This window comes from Marinoscillum sp. 108 (assembly GCF_902506655.1).
Lineage (GTDB): Bacteria > Bacteroidota > Bacteroidia > Cytophagales > Cyclobacteriaceae > Marinoscillum > Marinoscillum luteum.
Genome location: NZ_LR734808.1, coordinates 2,565,202 through 2,587,214, shown reverse-complemented (window position 1 = coordinate 2,587,214; position 22,013 = coordinate 2,565,202). Strand labels below are relative to the sequence as shown.

18 protein-coding genes are annotated in these 22,013 nt (G+C 47.0%); 8 read left to right on the top strand and 10 right to left on the bottom strand.

Going from position 1 to position 22,013, the window contains the following annotated elements; genetic code table 11:
* Positions 1–103 precede the first annotated feature (103 nt).
* From GV030_RS10335 to GV030_RS10310, 6 genes are all read left to right on the top strand, one after another.
* Entirely contained in the window at positions 104–499 is a 396-nt protein-coding gene (locus tag GV030_RS10335) for a TerB family tellurite resistance protein (protein WP_159582234.1), read from the top strand.
* A 1-nt stretch (position 500) separates the two neighbouring features.
* Positions 501–2,402, top strand: coding sequence for an AAA domain-containing protein (locus tag GV030_RS10330; RefSeq protein WP_159582233.1), 1,902 nt, complete (start codon positions 501–503; stop codon positions 2,400–2,402).
* Positions 2,403–2,486: 84 nt separating this feature from the next.
* Positions 2,487–2,900, top strand: a complete 414-nt coding sequence (locus GV030_RS10325; protein WP_159582232.1) for a DUF4440 domain-containing protein — start codon at positions 2,487–2,489, stop codon at positions 2,898–2,900.
* Positions 2,901–2,968: 68 nt separating this feature from the next.
* Entirely contained in the window at positions 2,969–3,466 is a 498-nt protein-coding gene (locus GV030_RS10320) for a hypothetical protein (RefSeq protein WP_159582231.1), read from the top strand.
* 1 nt (position 3,467) lies between these two features.
* A complete protein-coding gene (locus GV030_RS10315; RefSeq protein WP_159582230.1) occupies positions 3,468–3,899 on the top strand; it encodes a sporulation protein in 432 nt (143 codons plus the stop codon).
* A gap of 90 nt (positions 3,900–3,989) precedes the next feature.
* Positions 3,990–4,853 carry a class II glutamine amidotransferase gene (locus GV030_RS10310; protein ID WP_159582229.1) on the top strand — a complete coding sequence of 288 codons (864 nt, stop codon included), beginning with the start codon at positions 3,990–3,992 and terminating at the stop codon, positions 4,851–4,853.
* Between the two features lie 91 nt (positions 4,854–4,944).
* Here the strand turns inward: GV030_RS10310 and GV030_RS10305 are convergent, their stop codons facing one another.
* The 4 genes from GV030_RS10305 to pxpA all read right to left on the bottom strand — a co-directional run bounded on the left by GV030_RS10305 (position 4,945) and on the right by pxpA (position 10,879).
* Positions 4,945–8,223, bottom strand: a complete 3,279-nt coding sequence (locus GV030_RS10305) for a M4 family metallopeptidase (protein WP_159582228.1) — start codon at positions 8,221–8,223, stop codon at positions 4,945–4,947.
* 391 nt (positions 8,224–8,614) lie between these two features.
* A complete protein-coding gene (locus tag GV030_RS10300; RefSeq protein WP_159582227.1) occupies positions 8,615–9,463 on the bottom strand; it encodes a biotin-dependent carboxyltransferase family protein in 849 nt (282 codons plus the stop codon).
* A complete protein-coding gene (gene pxpB, locus GV030_RS10295; RefSeq protein WP_159582226.1) occupies positions 9,456–10,181 on the bottom strand; it encodes a 5-oxoprolinase subunit PxpB in 726 nt (241 codons plus the stop codon). The genes GV030_RS10300 and pxpB overlap by 8 nt, the downstream gene beginning before the upstream one ends.
* The gene (gene pxpA / locus GV030_RS10290; RefSeq protein ID WP_159582225.1) at positions 10,178–10,879 is read right to left on the bottom strand and encodes a 5-oxoprolinase subunit PxpA; all 702 of its coding nucleotides are present in this window, start codon (positions 10,877–10,879) and stop codon (positions 10,178–10,180) included. Before pxpA ends, pxpB begins: the two co-directional genes overlap by 4 nt.
* A gap of 65 nt (positions 10,880–10,944) precedes the next feature.
* Here pxpA and GV030_RS10285 point away from each other — a divergent pair, with 65 nt between their 5' ends.
* Positions 10,945–12,219, top strand: coding sequence for an amidohydrolase family protein (locus tag GV030_RS10285; protein WP_159582224.1), 1,275 nt, complete (start codon positions 10,945–10,947; stop codon positions 12,217–12,219).
* Positions 12,220–12,222: 3 nt separating this feature from the next.
* Here GV030_RS10285 and GV030_RS10280 read toward each other — a convergent pair whose 3' ends face one another.
* The 4 genes from GV030_RS10280 to rlmD form a co-directional block, all read right to left on the bottom strand.
* Positions 12,223–12,939, bottom strand: a complete 717-nt coding sequence (locus GV030_RS10280) for a hypothetical protein (protein WP_159582223.1) — start codon at positions 12,937–12,939, stop codon at positions 12,223–12,225.
* Between the two features lie 125 nt (positions 12,940–13,064).
* On the bottom strand, positions 13,065–13,895 hold the full coding sequence (locus tag GV030_RS10275) for a mechanosensitive ion channel family protein (protein WP_159582222.1): 831 nt from the start codon (positions 13,893–13,895) through the stop codon (positions 13,065–13,067).
* 43 nt (positions 13,896–13,938) lie between these two features.
* Positions 13,939–14,301, bottom strand: a complete 363-nt coding sequence (locus GV030_RS10270; protein WP_159582221.1) for a hypothetical protein — start codon at positions 14,299–14,301, stop codon at positions 13,939–13,941.
* Between the two features lies 1 nt (position 14,302).
* The gene (rlmD, locus tag GV030_RS10265; RefSeq protein WP_159582220.1) at positions 14,303–15,697 is read right to left on the bottom strand and encodes a 23S rRNA (uracil(1939)-C(5))-methyltransferase RlmD; all 1,395 of its coding nucleotides are present in this window, start codon (positions 15,695–15,697) and stop codon (positions 14,303–14,305) included.
* Between the two features lie 65 nt (positions 15,698–15,762).
* Between rlmD and GV030_RS10260 the strand changes: the two genes are divergently transcribed.
* Positions 15,763–18,342 carry a gliding motility-associated C-terminal domain-containing protein gene (locus GV030_RS10260; RefSeq protein WP_159582219.1) on the top strand — a complete coding sequence of 860 codons (2,580 nt, stop codon included), beginning with the start codon at positions 15,763–15,765 and terminating at the stop codon, positions 18,340–18,342.
* 1 nt (position 18,343) lies between these two features.
* On the opposite strand, the gene GV030_RS10255 is transcribed toward GV030_RS10260, so the two are convergent.
* Positions 18,344–20,872, bottom strand: coding sequence for a DUF5686 and carboxypeptidase regulatory-like domain-containing protein (locus GV030_RS10255; RefSeq protein ID WP_159582218.1), 2,529 nt, complete (start codon positions 20,870–20,872; stop codon positions 18,344–18,346).
* Positions 20,850–22,013, bottom strand: a complete 1,164-nt coding sequence (locus GV030_RS10250; protein ID WP_159582217.1) for a PLP-dependent aspartate aminotransferase family protein — start codon at positions 22,011–22,013, stop codon at positions 20,850–20,852. The genes GV030_RS10255 and GV030_RS10250 overlap by 23 nt, the downstream gene beginning before the upstream one ends.

The following is a 22,013-nucleotide window of genomic DNA, read 5'->3' as shown; positions in this document are numbered from 1 at the left end:
ACTGAGCAAAAGGCTTGTAGGTCTTTTGATTTTAACCTAAGTTTAAAAATTATTTTGTTAGTACCGCTAAACAAAAGAAATTATCGCGCCTAGTTCAACGAATATGATCCGCACACATTTAAATCTCCTGGTACAGCTGGCCAAGGTGGATGGAGTGGTTGTGCAAGACGAAATCGACCTCATCGCTCAGATCGGAGAAGCCAATGGGATGTCTTCCAGTGACATCAGTGCATGCTTTGAAGACTCCTCGCTCATCGAAAATCTGGAAAACCTGACCGATGACGAAAAATACGAATACATCTACAATATTGTCCAGCTCATGAAGATAGATGGGCGATTGTACAAAGAAGAGATTCGCTTTTGTGCAAAACTAGCCAGTAAACTAGGCTACAACGAAGACGTCCTTCTGGAGCTCATGCTCAAAATCTACAGTGATCCTGAAATATCTGCAGACAAGGCATCCCTCAAATCCACCATTCAGCAGTATCTGAAAAAATAGCATGGTTCATTCTGAGCATTTTCTTCGGCTCTTGCTTTTGTTGAAAAAGGAGAGGGTAGAAGACCGGAAGCAGTATGAAAGTAAAATAAGAAATCGTTCGCTGGAAGACCGGAAAAAAGAGGGGGTAACCTGGTATCCGGTGGTAGTTGATAGCTCCTTTCTGGGTACCGGTGAGAAGTGGGTGCTGAAGATGGAGCGCACCACCGATCATGACAAGCGACATTTTTTTCAGGCGGGCTCCTCGGTCAGTATTTTCCTCAATGACCAAAAGAAAAATTTAAGTGCTTCGGGTATTATCAGTAAGGTGTCAGAAAAATACATGACAGTGGTTCTCAACTTTGATGATCCGCCGGACTGGATTGATGAGGGCCGACTGGGGGTGGATTTACTCTTCGATGAAAGCACCTATGACGAAATGGAGCGCACCATGCGCAAACTGGCCGATGTACGTGAGGGTCGGATACAGGAGTTGATTAGTGTGCTACTCGGACATACACAGCCGGGGTTTCACCAGTCTTTTGGCATCAGACACCCCAACCTGAACGATAGCCAGAATGAAGCACTGAACCTGATTAAATCCGCTCGGGATTTAGCGCTGGTTCATGGACCCCCCGGTACTGGCAAAACCACCACCCTGGTGGAGGCCATCAAAGACACGGTGGCAGAAGAAAAACAGGTAATGGTGACGGCAGCCAGCAATGCTGCGGTGGACTTACTGGCCGAAAAGCTCACACAACAAGGGGTGCGTGTGCTCCGTATAGGTCACCCTGCCCGGGTAACCGAAGAGGTGGTGTCATCCACGATAGACGCCAGGTTGGCTGAGCATGCAGATGCTAAGCTCCTCAAGGATCTAAGGAAAAAGGCGGAGGAATACCGTGCTCTTGGTAAAAAACACAAACGCCATTTTGGAAGAGAGGAAAGACAGCAACGTACCCTGCTACTGAACGAAGCAAGGACACTGAAGGAAGATGCCCGTATGTTGGAAGATCACATGATCCACGACGAGCTCAATAAAGCGGAGGTGATCGCTTGTACCCTGGTGGGGGCTAATAGCAGTTACTTGCAGAACAGAACTTTCAAGACACTTTTTGTGGATGAAGCTTCCCAGGCACTGGAGCCGGCGAGCTGGATTCCAATCATGAAGTGTGGCAGGGTGGTGATGGCTGGCGATCATTGGCAGCTGCCGCCTACCGTGAAATCACTGGAAGCAGCCAAAGAAGGGTTGTCAGAAACCGTCTTTGGCAGGAATATCGCCAAATGGGACGCTGATGTGATGCTGGAGACACAGTACAGGATGCATGATGATATCATGCGTTTTTCCAATCAGTATTTTTATGAGGGAAAACTCAAAAGTGGGGACATTATCTCTCAAAGAAGACAGCTCTTTGAAAAGTCCGTTCTTTTCATTGATACCGCGGGATGTGGCTTTGATGAAAAGTTGAACCCGGAGACTTTGTCTACCTACAATGTGGAAGAAGGCCGTTTTGTGCTGGCGCAGCTGGACAGGATTTTGAAGGAACTTCCGGAGGCGGATGCTCACCAACTGAAGATTGGGGTGATAGCCCCCTACAAGGCTCAGTCGGAGCTTCTAAAGGCAAATTTGCCAGACCTGGGGTTGCCTGGTGAAGTACTCAAAAATATCACAATCAACTCCGTAGATGCCTTTCAGGGGCAGGAGCGGGACATCATGATGATCTCACTCACCAGAAGTAATGCTGAGGGGATTATCGGTTTTCTCTCTAACGAGCGTAGGATGAATGTGGCGATGACACGGGCCCGGCATTTGCTGGTGATGGTTGGCGATTCTGCTACCCTCAGCTCAAACGATTTTTTCGATCAGCTCATCCAGGACCTTCAGCAACGCAATCTCTACCACAGTGCGTTTGAATTCATGTATTCCTGATATTTGGAAACACTTACGAATGATCGGTGCGATGGAGGGCTGATTTGATGCTAAATGGTTATTTTGGTGTTAAAGGAATGCCCTATGAAAACTTTTGCACTGGTTTTTTTAATGATTCCCTCACTGGCATTGGCACAGACGGAAAACGAAATACGAGCGGTCCTCTCTGCTCAGGTGGATTGCTGGAATGCCGGAAATATTCCATGTTTTATGGAAGGCTATTGGAAATCCGATCAGCTGGTTTTTGTGGGTAAGGATGGGCTTACTTATGGCTGGCAGACTACTTTGGAGCGCTATCAAAGAAACTATCCTGATCAGGCTACCATGGGCCAACTGGCCTTTGATATCCTGGAAATTTACCCACTGAATACCGATTATTGGTTTGTCATTGGGCAGTGGTCCCTGGAGAGAAGTGCCGGGAATGCCAGTGGACATTTTACGTTACTTTTCAGGCAGATTGATGGCGAATGGGTGATTGTCTCCGATCATTCTTCCTGAAATACCCTCTTACACGGATGATCTTTTATCTTTTTTTCAACAGTTTTAACACCCAAAAGTGATTGGACATGGGCTTATTTTCTAAAATCAAAAATTATATCACCGGAGGGGCGGCAAGTGTCAGTGTGGTGTTTGAGAGTCCGATGGTGGATGGAAGTGCCCCGATTCGGCTGTTTGTGACGGCCATTGCCAAAGACGACTGTAAGATCAAAAAAGTCTACCTGAATATTCGTGCGAGGGAAACTTATATCAAGACGGTGACCTATACCGAAACAGATGGAGATGGAAACTCCCGAACATCCACCCGGGATGAAACCCGGTTTGAGGATCATTTTCAGAAAGAGATGATACTAGCGACCGATCTTGAACTAAAGAAGGGGGCTGAGGATAAGTGGCTGGCGGAGTTTGAACTCCCTGAGGATACAAAGGCTACTTATCATGGTAAGAGTGTCTTTTTTAAATGGGAGTTTCAAGCCGGACTGGATATGCCAGGAAATGACCCGGACAGCGGATGGGTGGAGCTACTGGTGTCCAAGGCCATGAATTATACAATGAACGATCTGTGAAATGAGCATACTGAAAGACCTTAAGAATTTTGTGACAGGAGGGGCGGCCAAGGTAGATCTCGCCTATGACAAGGAGGTATTGAGTCATGGCGAGTCACTTCAGGTCAGCGTCACCGTGAAGCCTGTAGATGAAACCCTCATTTTTGAAAAAATTTACCTGAGGGTGAAAGCCGTCGAAAGCTCTGCGCATAGTACTACGATATATAGCGAGGAGAAGCTCATTGCGGAGAATTTTCAGATTTCTGCGGGTGAGGAGAAGACCTGGAACACGGAGGTGAGTCTGCCGGAGTCCGCCCCAGCCACCTATATAGGTAGGCATAGCAGTCTTCACTGGTCTGCGCAGGCAGGAGTAGAACTACCCGGGGTGAATCCTACAAGCGACGAAAGGAGGTTTGTAGTGAATAAGCGGATGGTTTATCCTGTGCCCGAATAATCATGGCCTATAAAAAGCAGTACATAGTCGTGAGAATGGTGGGATAATTTCCTATCTTTTATCTCAACAACTGAAAAAATACCCAAGGCCATGTGCCGCTTTACTTTCTATCAGGGTAAGCCAATCAGGATTGGCTCCCTCATCACCGAACCCACGCATTCCCTGATTCATCAGAGCTTTAATGCCCTGGAGCGTGACGAACCACTTAATGGCGATGGCTTTGGTCTGGGCTGGTACAATCACTCCATTTCAAATAGTCCGGCTTTCTTTAAGTCAGTTACTCCAGCCTGGAACAACCGTAACCTTATCCAACTGGCTCGCATCACAGAGTCTACCTGCATCATGGCTCATGTACGGGCTGCTACTCAGGGGCTTCAGGTTTCTGAAAATAACTGTCACCCATTTAGCTACCAGCAATATGCCTTTATGCACAATGGAGATATTGGTGGATTTCACAAAATCCGACGGAAGATTGTTCAATTGCTTTCGGATGAGGCTTTTGAGGAATTAAAAGGATCTACTGACTCGGAGCACTTTTTTTGTCTGGTGCAGGATGAACTGAAAAAGCGAGATACCCTGCCTCCACATGATCAGATGAGTTCTTCGCTCATGGCTGCCATTCGCAAAGTGGTAGAACTAGGGCTGGAAATGGGAGTGGATGAGCCCAGTTATATGAACATGGTGCTGACCGATGGTAGTATATCTGTGGCAGTCAGGTTCACTACGGATATACCAGAAAATGCGGATTCGCTTTATCTGAATGTGGGGAAGCGATATGCCTGTGAAGACGGAGTTTGCCACATGATCAGTCCGGGAGAACACGAAAAAGCGGTGATCATCAGTTCTGAGCCTTTGAGTGATGATCCCGGGTGGGAACCAGTGCCGGTAAACTCGATGGTGGTGGTGAAGGAAGGCTATGTGCTCGATCGACTCACCATTGCCATGGGAGATTGATCAGGGTATTAAGATAGTATGGATAAAAAAAAAGGTCTTACCAGCTTGCGCTGATAAGACCTCTTTCCCATTTATTAAACCGTTTTATTTACTATCGCTTGAGGAATTTGGTCTGAAACTTACCTCTTTCAGACTCCACTTCCAGGATATAAAGGCCAGGGTGTAGGTCGGAGACGTTGAGTGCATTCGCGTTTCCGGAAAGTCTCCTCATTTCTTTTCCTCCCAGGTCAATAATTCTCAAGCCTGAAATGACTTTGAAATCTCCTGTATTGAAATTGAGTACAGCTCCTACCGGGTTAGGATACACTCCGAATGAAGCTTCCGAAAGCTCATGATCCAGAGACTCTGCAAATGACGGGCTGCTGGCCGCAGCAATGCCATTGATACTGGTGGCAGAGATGTTGACTGTGTAGTCTTCTACTTCACCGTAAGAGAAGGTTCCACAGCTTGCAGGTGTGGCGTTCCACACCATGGCAACACGCATTCTGGTAGAACCAAGAGCGGCTCCTCCAGGTACTGTAAAGCTGGCCGAGTAGGTATTTCCATTGGAGGAAGTACCGGTGACCACCTGCTCACCACTGTCTGAGAAATCACCATCTTGATTGTAGTCTATCCACACTCTCCAGTTTTCACTGTAAGTAGAGCTGGCAAATCCGGCACTGAAGTAAATCGTGTTGCTGGAGTTGAGTACAAGCGTGGTAGACTGTGAGGTGAAGTTGCCATAGCCACCATTGGCTGCTGAGGAGTTATTGATAGATCCAAGTTGAATCAGGTCAATCCACTCGTAGTTGGTGTTATTTCCCTTAGCCGTGCAGTACGTCACGTTGTTGGCTGCCGTGGTTACATTCAGCGCAGTACTCTGTGCCGAGTTGTTACCTGCGGCATCTTTCGCTCTTACCCTGAATGCATAGGTAGTACTGGCCGTAAGTCCTGTGACGCTGGTGCTGGTGCCAGATACTGAAGTATAAAGACTGCCGTCTCTGTATACGTCGTAACCTGTTACTCCTACATTGTCACTGGAAGCGCTCCAGGATAGCGTAAGTGAAGTCTGGGTCACTCCAGATGCTGCCAGGCCCGTTGGTACAGATGGAGCTGTGGTGTCCGGAGACTGAGTGGTCACATTTACCGTATTGCTGGAAGCAGACTCATTGGCTGCCGCATCCACTGCTGTCACATGAAACGAGTAGCTTGTGCCCGAAGACAAACTAGTGATGTTTGCGGATGTTCCTGTTACCGTACCAATGTTTGTGGAGCCCTGGAATACGTTGTACCCTGTCACACCTACGTTATCAGTTGAGGCAGTCCATGTCAGAGTCAGCGTAGTTTGAGTGACATTGGATGCCGCCAGGCCGGTAGGTGCTGTAGGCGCCTGTGTATCAGCCCCTGATGAGATACAGAAGTTAGTACTCTCAGACGAAGAGAAACTTCCGCCGGTCTTGATGGTGGTAGATCCACTTGAAAGGGTGTAAGACCCACTTCCGTATGAGCAGCAGATACCGTCTCCATAGCTGTCATTGATGGTGAAAGTGTAATCACCTGCGGTCAGGTTGATGTCCAGGTTGAGGGTAGATCCATCAGGTTGTGACCCATAGGTTCCACCGGAAGCTACTGTAGTTCCCCCGCTATTCTTCACTGTCCAGCTGGTTTCCTCCGGATAGTTATCAAATGTGATAGACAGGGATAAAGGTGAAGCTACACATCCTACAGGGGCTGAGTAGGCAGCGCCCACACCCACTGCATACCAGGCGTTGGTGACGGCTATTTCTTCCGGAGAGTCTGCTCCGTAGAGGTCCTTAGCTGATTGGATGGCAAAAGTTCTCCAGTCTGCATAGGTGGAATTAGCACCCAGGTAAACAGACTGTGATCTCCAGGAGATTGCTGCTGCTTTGTCAATACCTATACCTGTGACACTATAGTTACTTCCAATGTCATTGGTGCCGGATTTCCCCACTGTCAGGATGTAGAACCAGTGATTACCCACTCCACTGTTGGTGTGTACACCACAGTAGTCATTGCTGCTGTTTGGGCTACAGCTGGTTACGCTTACCCAGTAAGTACCACCATAAGTATCAGGCTGGCTATGGGCGTTAGGGTTGGACATGGATCGGAAAGTTTGTCCAATCTCCGTACCCAGGTTCCATAGGTCCTTGTTGGTGCCGTAGTTTACGTTGGTGTAGTTTTCCACACAGGTACCCCAGATGTCACTAAAGGACTCATTCATGGCACCTGATTCTTTCTGATAGATCATGCCGGCTGTGTACTCCATGAAAGCATGACCAATTTCGTGGCCGGTGATGTCCACAGTGGTCAGGGGATCCAGTGAGTTACCTTTTCCATACACCATGACGTTGCCATTCCAGAAGGCATTGTCGTTGTAGCCTGAAGGGTAGCCATATACATCTTCAATGTCTGTATTCACATGGCTATTGATGGTAGCGCCTGAGCCATTGTAGCTATTTCGGCCAAAAGTGGTGCTAAAGAAGTCATAAGTGGCTGCAGCACCGAAATGAGCTTCGAGTCCGGCATCATCCTTATCGGCATTGTCAAACTCTGCGGCAGTCCAGCTATTGTTGTTATCCGTGTAATCCGAAGACCCAATAGGAACCCCGGTTGAGTTATTCACGCCAGTAGCAGTGGTAGCATCCCAGGTCACCACGCCATTTCCACGTGAATAGTCCCTTAGTCTGTAGCTACCGGAGTAGCTATCGGTATGGACGGTTTGTGTGCCACTGTAACGGGTCGCTGCAGAACCCACAGCATCCGCAAAATGGATTTTGCTGTACATCATGAGCGTCTCTCCGCTTTTGGCATCCACAAAGACATCATACCGCTGGTACGGTCTTAGTGAGATGATTTCAAACTTGTACGTCAGGCGGGCTTCGTCTTTGCCCGTCGTGGCAGCATCAAGTATGACCAACTCAGCTTTTGGCTTCTTTGAGAAGTCTTCATCCCAAATGAATTTTTCAGCCGTAATCTTAGAAGAAGCTTTGTCCAACGCAGCTTGCTCAGAAAGAGTAGGCTTCACGTCTACATTTTCCACTTTGGCAAGTTTCCCCGAAAGATGTGAAATCTTGCCTGATTTGGAATGTACGGTGTATTCTGATCCGAATACTTTGACTCCCTCATAATAGTGCTGATACTTCTCATGCTTCATTCCAATCTGATCCATTTCAGATTTCATGAGCTGCATGTCATCAGCATTCTGTAGCTGAAGTTTTTCTCGTAGTAGAGTTTTTGCGTTTTGATTAGGAACTTCCTGCACAGAAATCAATTGAGGAGATTTGAAATCTTTTGCAGGCTTACGCTCACTTTGGGCATAGGTCAGCAATGATGCCCCCATAAGGGTCATTGCAAGTAATTGTTTTCTCATGTGTGTTTTGAATTAGGTTTTGAACTTACGTTTTGAATTAGGTTGAATTTAACGGTTTAATTAGTGTTACATAGTCGTATTGTCTTTTGTGTGGTTCTCAAAATTTTTCAACAGCGGGAAGTTGTTTGAGTTGACTTTTTAGTCGGTAATCTTACTGGTAGCCAGTCAAATGTATAAAAAACTTTTAACACAAATCAAGAGACCTAATGATGTTTTGTGAAAGTGATGTGTGGCTGGTTTTTATTCCGAAATATGTCCGATTGTGAAATTTAATTCGTGAATTTCTAACGATTTTCAGGAAATAGCGAAGCATGTAGGTACATGTAGGGCCGAGGGCTATCGATATATTTACCTATCCTATCAGTTCTTCCATCAAGCATGGGGAAATGACTCAAGCCAGCTGAAATAGAATTGATTGACCATTGGTTTTCTGTGCCAGTTGGTCAATGCTTTCCTTGGTAAGTTGGAGAACCCGAGGGTACCCACCTGTCACCTGGGCATCTCTCATAAGAACGATGAGCTGTCCAGAAGGGGTAAACTGTACTGTGCCCGGGATAACCGGAGCCGTGACCATCTCCATCTGATGAGGAGGCATGTCGGGATGTTTGAGTTGATAGCCCATTCTATCATTCCCCTGGATAAGGAAACTACTGGTAAGGAGCATCTGTTGGGTGGAGTTCTCCAGTAGGTCAAATTCCGGGCCCGGAGATGCTTTCAGTATTTTGTTCGTAAAGTGCTGCGGATCTGTATGGATCAGGGCATGATTTCTACCTGATACTGTCTGTGACTTGTACGCCAATCTATCCCCTTGCTGGAGGCTTCCTGATGGAGTGACCATGGGATATTGTGAATAGCTCCCCAGCACTTTTGGACAATCGAACCCGCCTTTGATGGAAAGATAGGTGCGGATGCCTTGTATGGGCTTGCCAAAGGAGAGCGTTTGACCACCCTTCACCTGTACGCTTTGATTCATTCCGATCGCACTTCCGTCCAAATTTGGGCTCAGGTTTGCTCCGGTGAGGACGATGATGGCTGATTCCGTAAATTGGAGTTGAGGTCCCATCATGGTGATTTCGATTACCGGAGTATCCTCTTCGTTATTGGTCAGGAGATTGGCCAGTTGTGCACTTCTTTGATCCATGGCTCCGCTCAGCGGCACACCAAAGTGCCTCCAGTGCCCTCGCCCAAGGTCTTGGATGGAGGTGTGTAAACCGGTTTTTTTGACGATTATTTCACCCATCGAGCGCGGTGGTTTTAGGGTTGTATTTGCCTTGTGCTATCAGCTCTTTGATGGACAGATATTCATCCACCTCCACTGCGTTGAATTTCACTTCGTCTCCCATGCGAATAAAGCATGGAGGGTTTTTGGAGGGGTCAAACATTGGTACGGGGCAATTGCCAATGACGTGCCATCCTCCTGGTGATGAGGAGGGATAGATGCCAGTCTGGCTTCCGCCAATGGCCACGGAACCTTGCTGAATTTTACGTGTGGGGGTTTGTTTTCGAGGGTGATGTAATGCTGTGGGCAGGCCACCCAGGTACATGAATCCCGGGAGAAACCCAAAGAAGTGTACAGAATGGCTCGTTTGGGTATGGAGGAGGATGATTTCTTCAGGATCGATTTTTTTGACCTCAGCCATTCTCGGAAGATCAACGCCATATACTTCAGCGTAACACACGGGCAGTTCCCAGCATGGTCTTTCTGATTTTTGCCCTTCCTTCAGATCCAGCTGGCGGATACTTTCCTGAAGTTTGGCTGCCGAAATCCGATCTGAATCAAAATGGATGGCGATACTGCAATAGGCTGGATAGCAGGTGATGATTTGTTCTGCCAGTTCATTTGAAATGGCTTTGAAATAGTCAGTAACTGAGGTGAGCGTCTCCTTATTGATCACCTCTGGCCACTCCATCAATAACGTTTCCGGACCAAGCGTACGGAAAACTATTTTTGGACTCATGACACTTTCAGGTGATGGAGGGCTTGCAGGATTTTCAGGGCATCTGGGTTATCACCATGTACACAGAAGGTTTCGGCCACAAATTCTATTTCATCTCCCTCTATAGAGATGAAGATGCCTCTGTCGGAGATGGATTTCACCTGTTCCACGGCATCATTGGCTTTAGAGATCACACCGGCAGGGTTTTTTCGCGAAACCAGGGCCATGTTGCTGTGATATCTTCTGTCTCCATAGCCCTCAAAGCGTACTTTGATCCCTTGTTCTTCGGCCATTTGAGCGATGGTAGACTTCCATGGAGCCATCAGCATGGTGCCCGGGTAATCTTTAATGACTTCCAGAACGGTCCAGGCGATTTCAGGATCTACTGCTGCCATGTTATACAATGCCCCGTGAGGTTTAATGTGTTCGATATCGGGGTAGATTTTTCTCAGGGCATCGATCTGTGTGCGCAGTGTGTCAGATAACGCATTTTTCTCCATTCGCATCGGGATCCGGCCAAAATTGACCTGATCCGGAAATGATGGGTGAGCTCCTATAGAAACGCCATGTTTTAATGCCAGATCCACCGTCTTTTGCATGGAACTTTCATCCCCTACATGCCCCCCGCAGGCTATGCAGCACTCATTGAGGAAAGGCATCAGAAGATGGTCATTCCCTATGTTTTCACCCATGTCACTGTTGATGGTCCAGGTTTTCATTGTCTCTAGTTATGAATCTGTATCAGAAATTAGTTGTATTTTAAAGAGAAAAACAAACATCAACAATGAAAAGTCTATTTGCATTTATTCTCATCACCTTCTGTGGGGTAGTTTCGGCACAGCAAAAGCTCATTTATGCGGGGAGATTAATTGATGGTGTGGGAGACAAGATACAGACGCAGAAGACGATCATTGTAGAGGATAAAAAGATCGTCGCAGTAGTGAATGGGTATCAGGCTCCTGAGGCTGGTGATGTGGTGATTGATTTGAAAAACATGACCGTGATGCCGGGGCTCATAGATATGCATGTGCATTTGGAGCATGAGACCAGTACTGATGGATACCTCAAAAAATTTACGATGAATGAAGCGGATGTAGCTTTTGAGGCAGCGGCCTTTGCCGAGGTGACCTTAATGGCCGGATTCACCACGGTGAGAGATTTAGGAGGAACGGGTGTGAATATTTCTTTGCGAAATGCGATTAATAAAGGAGTGATAGTGGGGCCCAGGATTTTTACTGCAGGGAAGTCCCTGGCTATTACCGGAGGGCATGCAGACCCTACCAATGGATACAGAAATGACTTGATGGGTGATCCCGGTCCGCGAGAAGGCGTGGTGAATGGTGCTGCTGATGCCATGAAAGCGGTGCGTCAGAGGTATAAGGATGGTGCCGACCTGATTAAAATTACGGCGACAGGGGGGGTGCTTTCGGTAGCCAAAGATGGAAGTGGCCCGCATTTTAGTGAAGGTGAAATAGAAGTGATCGTGAAGACTGCTAATGATCTGGGTTTCCAGGTGGCGGCTCATGCCCATGGTGACGAGGGCATGCAGCGAGCTGTCAGGGCGGGAGTGAAAACGATAGAGCATGGAACTTATATGTCTGAAGTGACCATGAAGCTCATGAGGGAAAAAAATGCCTATTATATCCCTACCATTACTGCTGGGATGTCTGTGGCTGAGCTCTCCCGGGTGGCAGGTTATTACCCCGACATGGTGGCAAAAAAGGCTGCTGTCATTGGCCCACAGATCAGCGAAACATTTACCCGAGCCTATAAAATGGGTGTGCCCATAGGCTTCGGTACGGATGCCGGGGTTTTCCCGCATGGGGAAAACTATAAAGAATTTATCTACATGGTGGAAGGAGGGATGCCTGCCATGGAGGCGATTAAATGTGCTACTTCGGTGAATGCCTCTATTTTGGGCGTTTCAGACCAGTTGGGGAGTATTCGTGTCGGTCTTTATGCAGACATTGTAGCTGTGGATGGCAACCCTCTTGATGATATTGATAACATGGGTAAGGTCAACTTTGTGATGAAAGAAGGTGTGGTTTATAAAGACTGAATATTATTGAGTCAGTTGTTGCAATAGCACCCGAAGATCTCCATTGAGGTTGCCCCAGGCGTGTACTTCCAGGGCATTGATCATATACTGAGGGATCTTTTCACCTGCATCTTTTTTGCTTTGGATATCCCTGAGTAGTTGCTGTAGTTCGGTGACCTGATCCAGAAGACCACTTATTTCTTTGACTCCTTCAGTCACATTGGACTTGGCTTCAGTATTGAGGCATTGGGTATTGTAGTCATTTACCAGCGACGAAAGATCCGAGATTTTATATGCTTTGTTTTTGATGGCTTGTACGATAGACGGGCACTCGCTCAGGAAGTCGGCAGCCACTGATCGAAACCCGAAGGTGGGTATTTCCTGACCTTCGCCTGTGACTTTATATAAAAATTTGGGATCAAAATCATAATTGTCCTCAAATCGGAATGAATACAAACCCAGGTATCCCGGTGTGATTTCTTTCATCATCCGGTACTTGTCGCCATGTTTTATGCTTTTGTATAGGTCTTCATTGATACGCACCGCGATGATCTGGCCTGAATGGAATGTTCTTGTTTCGTTCTCAGTGGTTACGGTGACTTTTTCTGTCAGCTTTTCCTGTAGCAATAGGGATACTTTGCCTCGGAGAGTGTCCTTTGATGATGTGATCAGGTAGTCGGTTTGCGCCTGAGTATAAAGTGAGGAGGTGATTAGAAAGCTTAACACAAGAAGTATTCGCATGGGGTATTTGATTTTTGAGATTTCGAAAATATATCAATTTTCGTTCTCCAGACCCTTATCTTACTTCTGAGAGGAAAAAAAACGCTCCTCAAAACTTTGAGGAGCGTGCATGATTCTTTTATTTCTTATTTCTGATTGTGCATGTGTACATCCAGTTGTGGAAAAGGGATGTTGAGGCCTTCTTTCGCAAATTCCTTGTATACTTTTTCGTTCATATCGAAATATACCGGCCAGAGGTCTCCCGCCTTAGACCAGGTACGTACCACAAGATTTACAGAGCTATCGCCCAGAGAATGCACCGCAATAAAAGGTTCGGGCTCTTTGAGGATGCGCTCATCTTCATCAATAAATTTTCTCAGGAGCGTTTTGGCTTTGTCTACATCATCTCCGTAGGCAATCCCAAACTTCCATTCATTTCGCCGATCTTCTTCCTGTGAGAGATTGGTCATGTCCGAGTTGGCAAGTGTGCCATTGGGGATATAGACCACTTTCTTATCGAAGGTGTTGATGATGGTATAGAAAATATGGATTTCTTTCACGGTACCCGTGTAGCCTTTGGCATCAATGACGTCACCAACCTTGAAAGGTCTGAGGAGGAGGATGATCACCCCACCGGCAAAATTTTGCAATGTGCCCTGCAAGGCCAAACCTACAGCCAGACCAGCGGCACCTAGTATGGCGATAAAACTCGTGACTTCAATACCTACCATCCCAATGACAGAGATAAAGAGCATCACTTTTAGCAATGCGCTAAGGAGTGTTTTCAGGAATGGTGTTAGGGACCGGTCAAAATTTCTTTTCTCCATGACACGGCCAAATCCGCGTGTGAGCACACTTATGATCCAGAGACCAATGATAAGCGTGATGATGGCCAGGACCACTTTGGGACCATATTCCCATGCATACTCCATGGCGATGGCTGATAGGTCTGTGATTTGATTTACTTGTTCTTCCATACAGGTAGTAATGTTTTATTCGGTGATTTTGTTATAAAAAATGTCAATCTTCGGGAAACGGTATGAATAAGAAGTTGGTGAATTCTCTGTCTACGATGAACAGACAACAGTACTCATCGGGGTCTTTGTATGCTTCTTTGAATTTTGCTTCCTCAGCAATGAGTTGCCGCTGGGCAAACTCCTCCATGAAAGAGGCGTAGTAATTCCATTCATTTTCCAGTTTGCCTTTTTCGTAGAGCAACTGACCAATGGGGACATCTTCTTTGGATACCGGGAATACCGGGTATTCAGAAAAACCCTTCTTCCTGATGAGGTAGGATGCCTCTTTGAGGTACTCGGAGACTTTCACAAAATCAGAAGAGATTTTGCCGAGGTATTTCGGGTCTAAAGTAGGATCGTTTTGCATTTTATTTTGCTTTTAATAGCATCACATTCTCCACATGATGGGTTTGAGGAAACATATCCACAGGCTGCACTGCCACCACTTCAAAAACGGGAGAGAGTAGCTCCAGGTCTCGCGCCTGTGTGGCAGGATTGCAGCTTACATACACCAGTTTTTTCGGTTTTATCTCGTTGATCATCTCCACCACCTTTTGATGCATACCAGCCCTTGGCGGGTCAGTGATGATCACATCCGGGTGTCCGTGCTTCTTCACAAAGTCGGCATTGATCATATCTTTCATGTCTCCTGCCAGGAAGGTAGTGTTGGTGATCTGATTCAGCTCAGAGTTGATACGTGCGTCAACAATGGCCTCCTCCACAGATTCCACCCCGATGACCTTTTGAGCTTTCTTCGCTACAAAGTTGGCAATGGTGCCTGTGCCGGTGTAGAGGTCGTAGACTACCTCATCGCCTGTCAGACCTGCAAATTCTCTGGCTACTTTGTATAGTTCATAGGCCTGAATGCTATTGGTCTGATAGAATGATTTGGGCCCGATACGAAACCTGAGCCCTTCCATCTCCTCATGTATGAAACCTTCTCCATGAAATGTATGAACAGGCAGGTCGTAGAACGTTTCGTTTTGTTTGGGGTTGATGATGTAAAGCAAGGAGGTGATTTCCGGAAAGCTATCTTTCAAGTGATTTAGAAGTGCCGTTATGGCGGACTGATCCTCATAAAACACTTGCAGAATCACCATCAGGTCGCCGGTGGTGGAAGTACGGATGATCAGGTTTCGCAGTAGTCCCTCTTGTTTTTTCAGATCGAAAAACGTGAGTTCGTTTTTCTCTGCGTACGCCTTTACGGCAAGTCGAATCTGGTTGGACGGATCACCCTGCAGCCAGCAGTGGTTGATGTCGAGTATTTTGTCAAACCTTCTGGGAATATGAAAGCCGAGTGCATTGCGGCTAAGCTCGTCATTGTCTTCTATCTCCTCACGTGTGAGCCATCGCATGTTGGAGAAGGTGTACTCCAGCTTATTTCTATAATACGTGGTGTTGGCAGATCCTTTGATAGGGAGTAGCTCAGGGAGAGCCGTCTTGCCAATTTTGGCCAGGTTGTGCGCTACATGGTCTTGTTTGTGCTTCAACTGGGCATTATACTGTATATGCTGCCATTTACAGCCGCCACAGGTGCCAAAGTGCTCACAGAAGGGGTCTGTTCGGTCTGCGGACTTTTCATGAAAGTGGATGATCTCGCCCAGAAGAAATTTCTTTTGTTTTCCAACGATTCGCACATCCACTATGTCACCTGGCGCACCATTGGCTACAAAAATGACTCTGTTCTCATGACGTCCCACACTCTTTCCGTCAGATGATACACCGGTAATCTCCAGCTTTTCGATAACTTTACTTGCCTTCATTGGGCGCAAAGCTACTAAGAGTTTCTGAGGCGTTCTATTGGGGTATGGGGCAAAAACAATGTTCTATGGGATTAAGACTTGGTATGAAAAAGTTTTCTCTTTTCATCTGTGCGTTGATGTTCTTTTTCGGTCTGGAGGCTTTCCATATCGTAGGGGGGGAGATTGAGTTCATTACCATTGAGCCTGGCGTCTATAGGATCAACCTCATACAATACCGCGACGAAGCCCAGCAGCAGAATACCGAACCAGACCCCTCCGTGACGGTGTATATCTATTCTAACAAGGATAACCGACTCGTTTCCACTCACTTGCTTCCTCTCTCTTCGGTGAGTGAGGTGTTTTATACCAACCCGGAGTGCTCTATAGAAGAATTGCAGACCTCCAGAGTGGTATATACCAGTGTGGTGGAGCTGGAGCCCTCGGGGTATGCCGACACTAAAGGGTATTATGTGGAATGGGAGCGCTGTTGTCGAAACCTGGACATTGTGAATGTGGAGAACCCTGGGCAGACCGGAATGAAATATGTGGTAGAGATACCCCCACTCTGGAAAAATGGTAAGCCTTTTATCAATTCTTCTCCGGTCTTGTTGAAGCCGTTGAGTGATTATGCCTGCATTAATCAGTTGTATTATACCAATTTCACAGGCACCGATCCTGATGGTGATTCGCTGGTTTATCGCCTGGTGACACCTCTCAATAGTTCTTCTGCTGACGCTTTGCCGATCCCTCAGTCAAAACCGCATATTCCCGTTTACTGGGCTGAGGGATTTTCTCTTGAAAATACTGTGCCAGGCAGCCCACCACTGCGCATTACGAGTAAAGGCTTGCTGACAGTTAATCCTAAAACCAAAGGGCTGTATGTGTTTTCTGTTTTGGTGGAAGAGTGGCGGGATCAGGTGAAAATAGGGGAGGTGCAGCGGGATTTTCAAATGCTGGTGAGAGAAGAAGGTTGTGATCCTCCAGATCCGCCGGAAGTGGGTATCCAAATTCCAGGCAACGATAGCTTCGATCCGGAGGTGGACGTGCTTACTTATGCGCTGGAGGACGACAAATGTTTTGACTTTATCATTACCAATATATCTGCAGGAGAGCAAATCACGCTAAGGGCTGTTCCGGTTAATTTTGATGAAGAGCTGGATGATCTATTTAGTATCACTCAGTCCTTTATAAATCCAGGTCAGGATACCTTGGTCGTGCAGGTGTGTGCACCCGGCTGTCCGCCCATAAGAGATGGTCCTTTTATTATTGATCTGATCGCCAGCGATGATGCCTGCCCACTCCCGCAAATGGATACGGCAAGGCTCACCATTAATGTAGAGCCCCCTCCCAACCAGTTTCCGGATTTCACCTCCTTTGGCCCAGGCTATACGATCAATGAAAATGAGGTGCTCACACTCGGTTTTACCGCGACTGATGCTAATAATGACAGCCTGGAAATGATTATGTATGTGCCAGGGATAGAAGACCCGGCCGAAATGGGGTTATTTATAGAAGTGACCAAGTCTGAAAATGGGCTGATGGAGGGCACCCTTACCTGGGACACCAATTGCCAGATATATGACTTCTCCAGCTTGAAGAACTTTCAGTTGGCGCTCCTTCCTGAGGATTTTGATATATGTGAGGTGGAAAACCCCAATGTGGTATGGCTGAGTATGGGGGTGATTTTGCCTCCGAATACCAGTCCTGAGGTTACCTTGGGGTCTGATCATGTGATTACTGCCAGGGATGGTGATGTGATTAGTTTTGATGTGCTCGCAACGGATTTGGATCAGGACACTGTCAATCTGAGTTTGCAACCCCTGGGATTTCAGGGGTCGGGGATAGGAGTGAGTTTCGCGGAAGCGAGTGGCGTGGGTAGTGTCAATTCGCTTTTTCAGTGGAAGGTGGACTGCAGCCTGCTGGACCTGGCGGAGAAACGAACTTACGAGTTTTTATTTATAGCGGAGGATGAGGATCGATGCGACGAGGTAAATCAGGACACTGTGGTGTTTACAGTGAACCTGGACATTCCTGAAAACAACCGCCCTGAGATGCGGGAGTATGCAGATACCGTCTTGAAGATCAATGTGCCTTTTGAAATGGATATTTCTGCATTCGATTTTGATGCCGGAGATTCAGTGACCATTGAGTTTTTGAATCCCTCCAGACTGCCCAGATCAGAGTCCCTTTTCTTTGAGCGCAAGACCGGTCTTGGGGAGGTTACTTCTACTCTTTACTGGACACCCGAGTGCTCCCTGTTAGATTTGGGTGAGGAGTCTGGCTTCTTCGAAATCTCCTTTCTGGCCTACGATGATGCTTGCCCTGTACAGAAGCAGTACACCATGAGTATCACTTTTGAGGTTAGGGAGACCCAGGAGTTGTTTTTGGGGTTTGAACCTCCTAATGTTTTTACCCCCAATGGAGACGGGCACAATGATACCTATACGCTGACCAACCTGACGCAGCCACGGCAAAATCTGCCCCCCGATAACTGTGATGATGCTTTTCAGTACATCAGCATTCACGACCGGAGTGGCACCAGCGTTTTTCGTAGCGAGCAAAGGGATTTTGTATGGGATGGCAAGAATGTACCGTCAGGCGTGTACTATTATGTGATCAAATATGATCGGACTCAATACAAGGGATTCCTGCAGGTTCTTAAGTAGCTCAGAATCCAGCCCCAAACCTTATTCCGGCTCTGGAATGCCGCCCGTTGGTCACGCTGGTATAAAAATCTACCCTAAAGAACTTCAGGATGTGTTCTATTCCCGCACCGAATTCAAAGTAGTGCCCTAAAACAGGCGTAGTGAGGTAATTTACCGACCCTACCGCTTGCAGGTTTAAGCGCCGCACCCCCGGAATTTTATTAAAGATAAATTCATTGAAATGGTGCTCATAATGGGCCTGAAGAAAACGATCCTGTGTACTGTAAGGATAGTAGTCCAATAATTGGAACTGATTTTCGCCTTCTGCTTGCCGGATGTAGGTGAGGTTGCCATTGAAGTGGTGAAAATCAGGGAAGTACATTCGGCGTGTATTGAGAAATAATCCTGTCTGAGCACTTATTTTACTTGTGCCTACCTGGCCCACCCGAAGACTATATTCTGATCCTACCTTCACCAGGTCGTAGTTCGTGTCTCCTCCGAGGAGGTTGATTCCTTTTTTGTAGAAAACATATACATCAGGGTATTCAGAGCTAAGGATGATTTTACGGTCAGGGCGTTCTATGTATTGCTGAGCAAACCGGATACGCAACCGAAAAGCGGTAGTGAGGGTCTGGTGTTTTGGGAAATCCGTAGCTGTCATTTCCCGATTAACAGGGGTATTCGAATGGAATGTTTTGTCAAACAGGTTGTAGGAGGCCGTGTTTTCGAGTGTCTCGCGTTGCTCATAGCTCAGTTTGCCATTGAGGAGGACTCCATTCATGAGTTCTTTCTGATAGCCAAAATAGGTGAAATATTTTTGAAACAGGCGCATGTAGTTTTCTCCTCTGACCAGCGTGAAGAAGCTGTTGCTGAAAGGGGTGATGGGCTCCTGCTCGTTCACCTGAAAGACATAACGCCCGAGGCCTCCGGTGAGGATCAGCCTTTTTTTGAGGTTGATCATTTTGGTCACTTCCACTTTCGCCTGCAGCTTTTTATTTGAAAACCCATATCGCAGGCCAGGTTTGATGGTGTAGTCAAAAGACTGCTCAGTTCTTTTCTGAAATGAAAACTCCAGGTTAGTGACCAGTCCTTCCACGGAATTGTACTGAAGTCCCTCCACAAGAGTAGGAAAGCTAAAATACCTTCGGTTGTAGCTGTTGAAGTGGGTATAGCCATTGAAGAATAAATTGCCTGGTTTGAATTTGTTTCTTACCTGATCTATGGAATCCTTGTAGGGCTTGGATTTCCTGATCACACCGATGGAATCCTTTATTTGGTAGTCGCGCACCTCTATTTCGGTCAGAGGAATGGGCCGGACACTTGCCCAGTAAATAGAGTCCTTTTCATTGGCTCCGTCCACCACGGTCACTACGGCGTTGGAAAAATCTTCTTTGGAGAGGAGGGTTTCTTTGGTAGGTTCTTTTGGGGACTTTTTGGCCACTTTTTTAGGGATTTCCGTTACCGGGTTTGGGTCCGTAGCACGTGGTTGCCAGTAGTTGGGTTCCACCTGATAGTTTCTGTAGATGGCTGTAAAATGCCCACTGCCTTTGAAGCCAAAAGCCCTGAACTTAAAGGTAAAGCGCTGCGAAATGGGCATCCAGATATCATAATCTACAGGAGCGAATACCTGATTGAAAGAAAGTGAATCCAAAAACTCGATGCCATTGTCTTTGGTGAGCTTCACATCCACACTATGGATACGCCAGGAGTCTTCTATGATGTATAGGTAGCCGCTGAACACCGGGTCTGTTTTACGTTTGGGGATGATCTTGATTTTGTTGATGAAAAGTCCGTTTTCTACTATGGTACCAGCCATTTGGTAATCGTAGTACAGAAATGCATTGTTGGCAATGGGTGAGATAAAGGAACGCTCGCTCAGGCCTTCTATGAAAAAACTGTTTTCATAAAGGTTGATCCTCATCTCGGAGGCCTGGTTATAGCTGAAGGCGTTGTTGTTTCCGCTCACCTTAGAAGAGATCATGGTCTCATTCACTTTGTCCGGGTGCAGGTACTTGAGTTTGGAGATAGACTCAGAGAGGTAGACAATGCCCGTATCGATGGTGACCGTCATACCCAAAAGGCTATTGGGTTTTTTATCCAGCCGCTGCAGTCCTTTGATGTACACTTCGCAGGTGTATGCACTTACCTCATCAGCATAATACTTGCGTTTTCTGATGGCATTGCGGATCACCTGGCGTGCAGGATCTTTTTCGCTTGCTGAGATGACCACTTCTTTGAGTACCAGTGTTTCCGGTGCCAGTTCAAAGTTGATTGTGGCATGCTCCCCGGGGGGCAGGTCTATCGTTTGTGTCTGCCGTGCATAGCCGATGTATTGTGCCACAATGGTGGCAGGTCTGGCTCCAATGGTAAGCTGATAGCGTCCGTCTGCATTGCTGGTGGTGCCATTGGTACTTCCCTCCACATATACAGTAGCAAACGGCAAGGCCTCTCCTGATTCACTCAAGATCATGCCCGAAATGGTATTTTGCCCCTGGAGGAGCATAGGACAAAGCCAGAGTGTGAAGAGACTAATCGATAATTTCCAATGCATTGGTGAGATCGTCTATTAAGAGCCCGGAATCCTCCAAACCTACATAAAGTCTTATTCTGTTGATGGCGGTATCAGGTTTATTGTAGTTGAGCGAGCTCATTGTGGTGATGGCTGGAAAAGCCAGGGATTCAAAACCACCCCAGGAGCATCCGAGTTTGAAACGCTTCAATGTGTTGCAGAATTGTTCCACCTGATGAGCATTGTTCGTTTTGAGGTCGATCGTCATAAGTCCGCCATTTCCTGAAAGGTATTTCTCTACCAGCTCAGGTTGAGCAAAGGATTCTGAATGGGTGTAAAACAGTTGGGCAATTTTTGGATGCTTTTCGAGAAACCGGGCTACCTCCAGTGCGTTTTTGCTCACTTTTTCCATGCGGAGTTCCAGTGATCTGAGTGATCGGATCATCAGCCAGGCTTCAAGCGGGGAGATGATGGCCCCGAAAGTCATGTATTCGTTTTTGAAAATGGATAGGTAAATATCCGAAGAGGTGCACAAGACTCCAGAGACCACATCGGCATGTCCCGACAGGTATTTGGTGGAGGAGTGAACGATGATGTCGACACCATACCGAGCGGGTTTCTGATACAAAGGTGAAGCGCAACTATTATCCAGGATGGTACGGATGCCTTGCTGTTTGGCAAAAGTGGTAATCACTTCAATGTCCTGCATCTCGTAGGTCCACGAGTTGGGGCTTTCCAGGTAGATCAGTCGGGTGTTCTCTCTTACATGCGCCAGAATGGCCTCAGTGTCTGAAGCCTCTACAAAATCACTGGCCACAGAAAATTTGGCTAAAATACCTTCGATCAGCTTTTTGGTCCAGCTGTATGGATTGGAGACACAGACGATGTGGTCACCGGCTTTTACCTGTGAGATGATGGCTGCGGTGATGGCTGCACTGCCGCTGGCAAAGATCAGTGAATGCTCGGTTTCTTCCAGTGCGGCTATTTTCTCCTGAAGTACCTGCACCGTAGGGTTGGCCCCACGGGTATAAAACGGAATGTGATCCTCGTGCTGCAGAGCCGTTTTCATATGATCCAGGGTGGGAAAAATGAAGTTGCTGGTTTGGTAGATCGGAGGGCTGGCTGACGTCCCGCCAAAGGGGGTACTTTCACCCAGGTGAAAGAGGATATCATCTATGTTCAT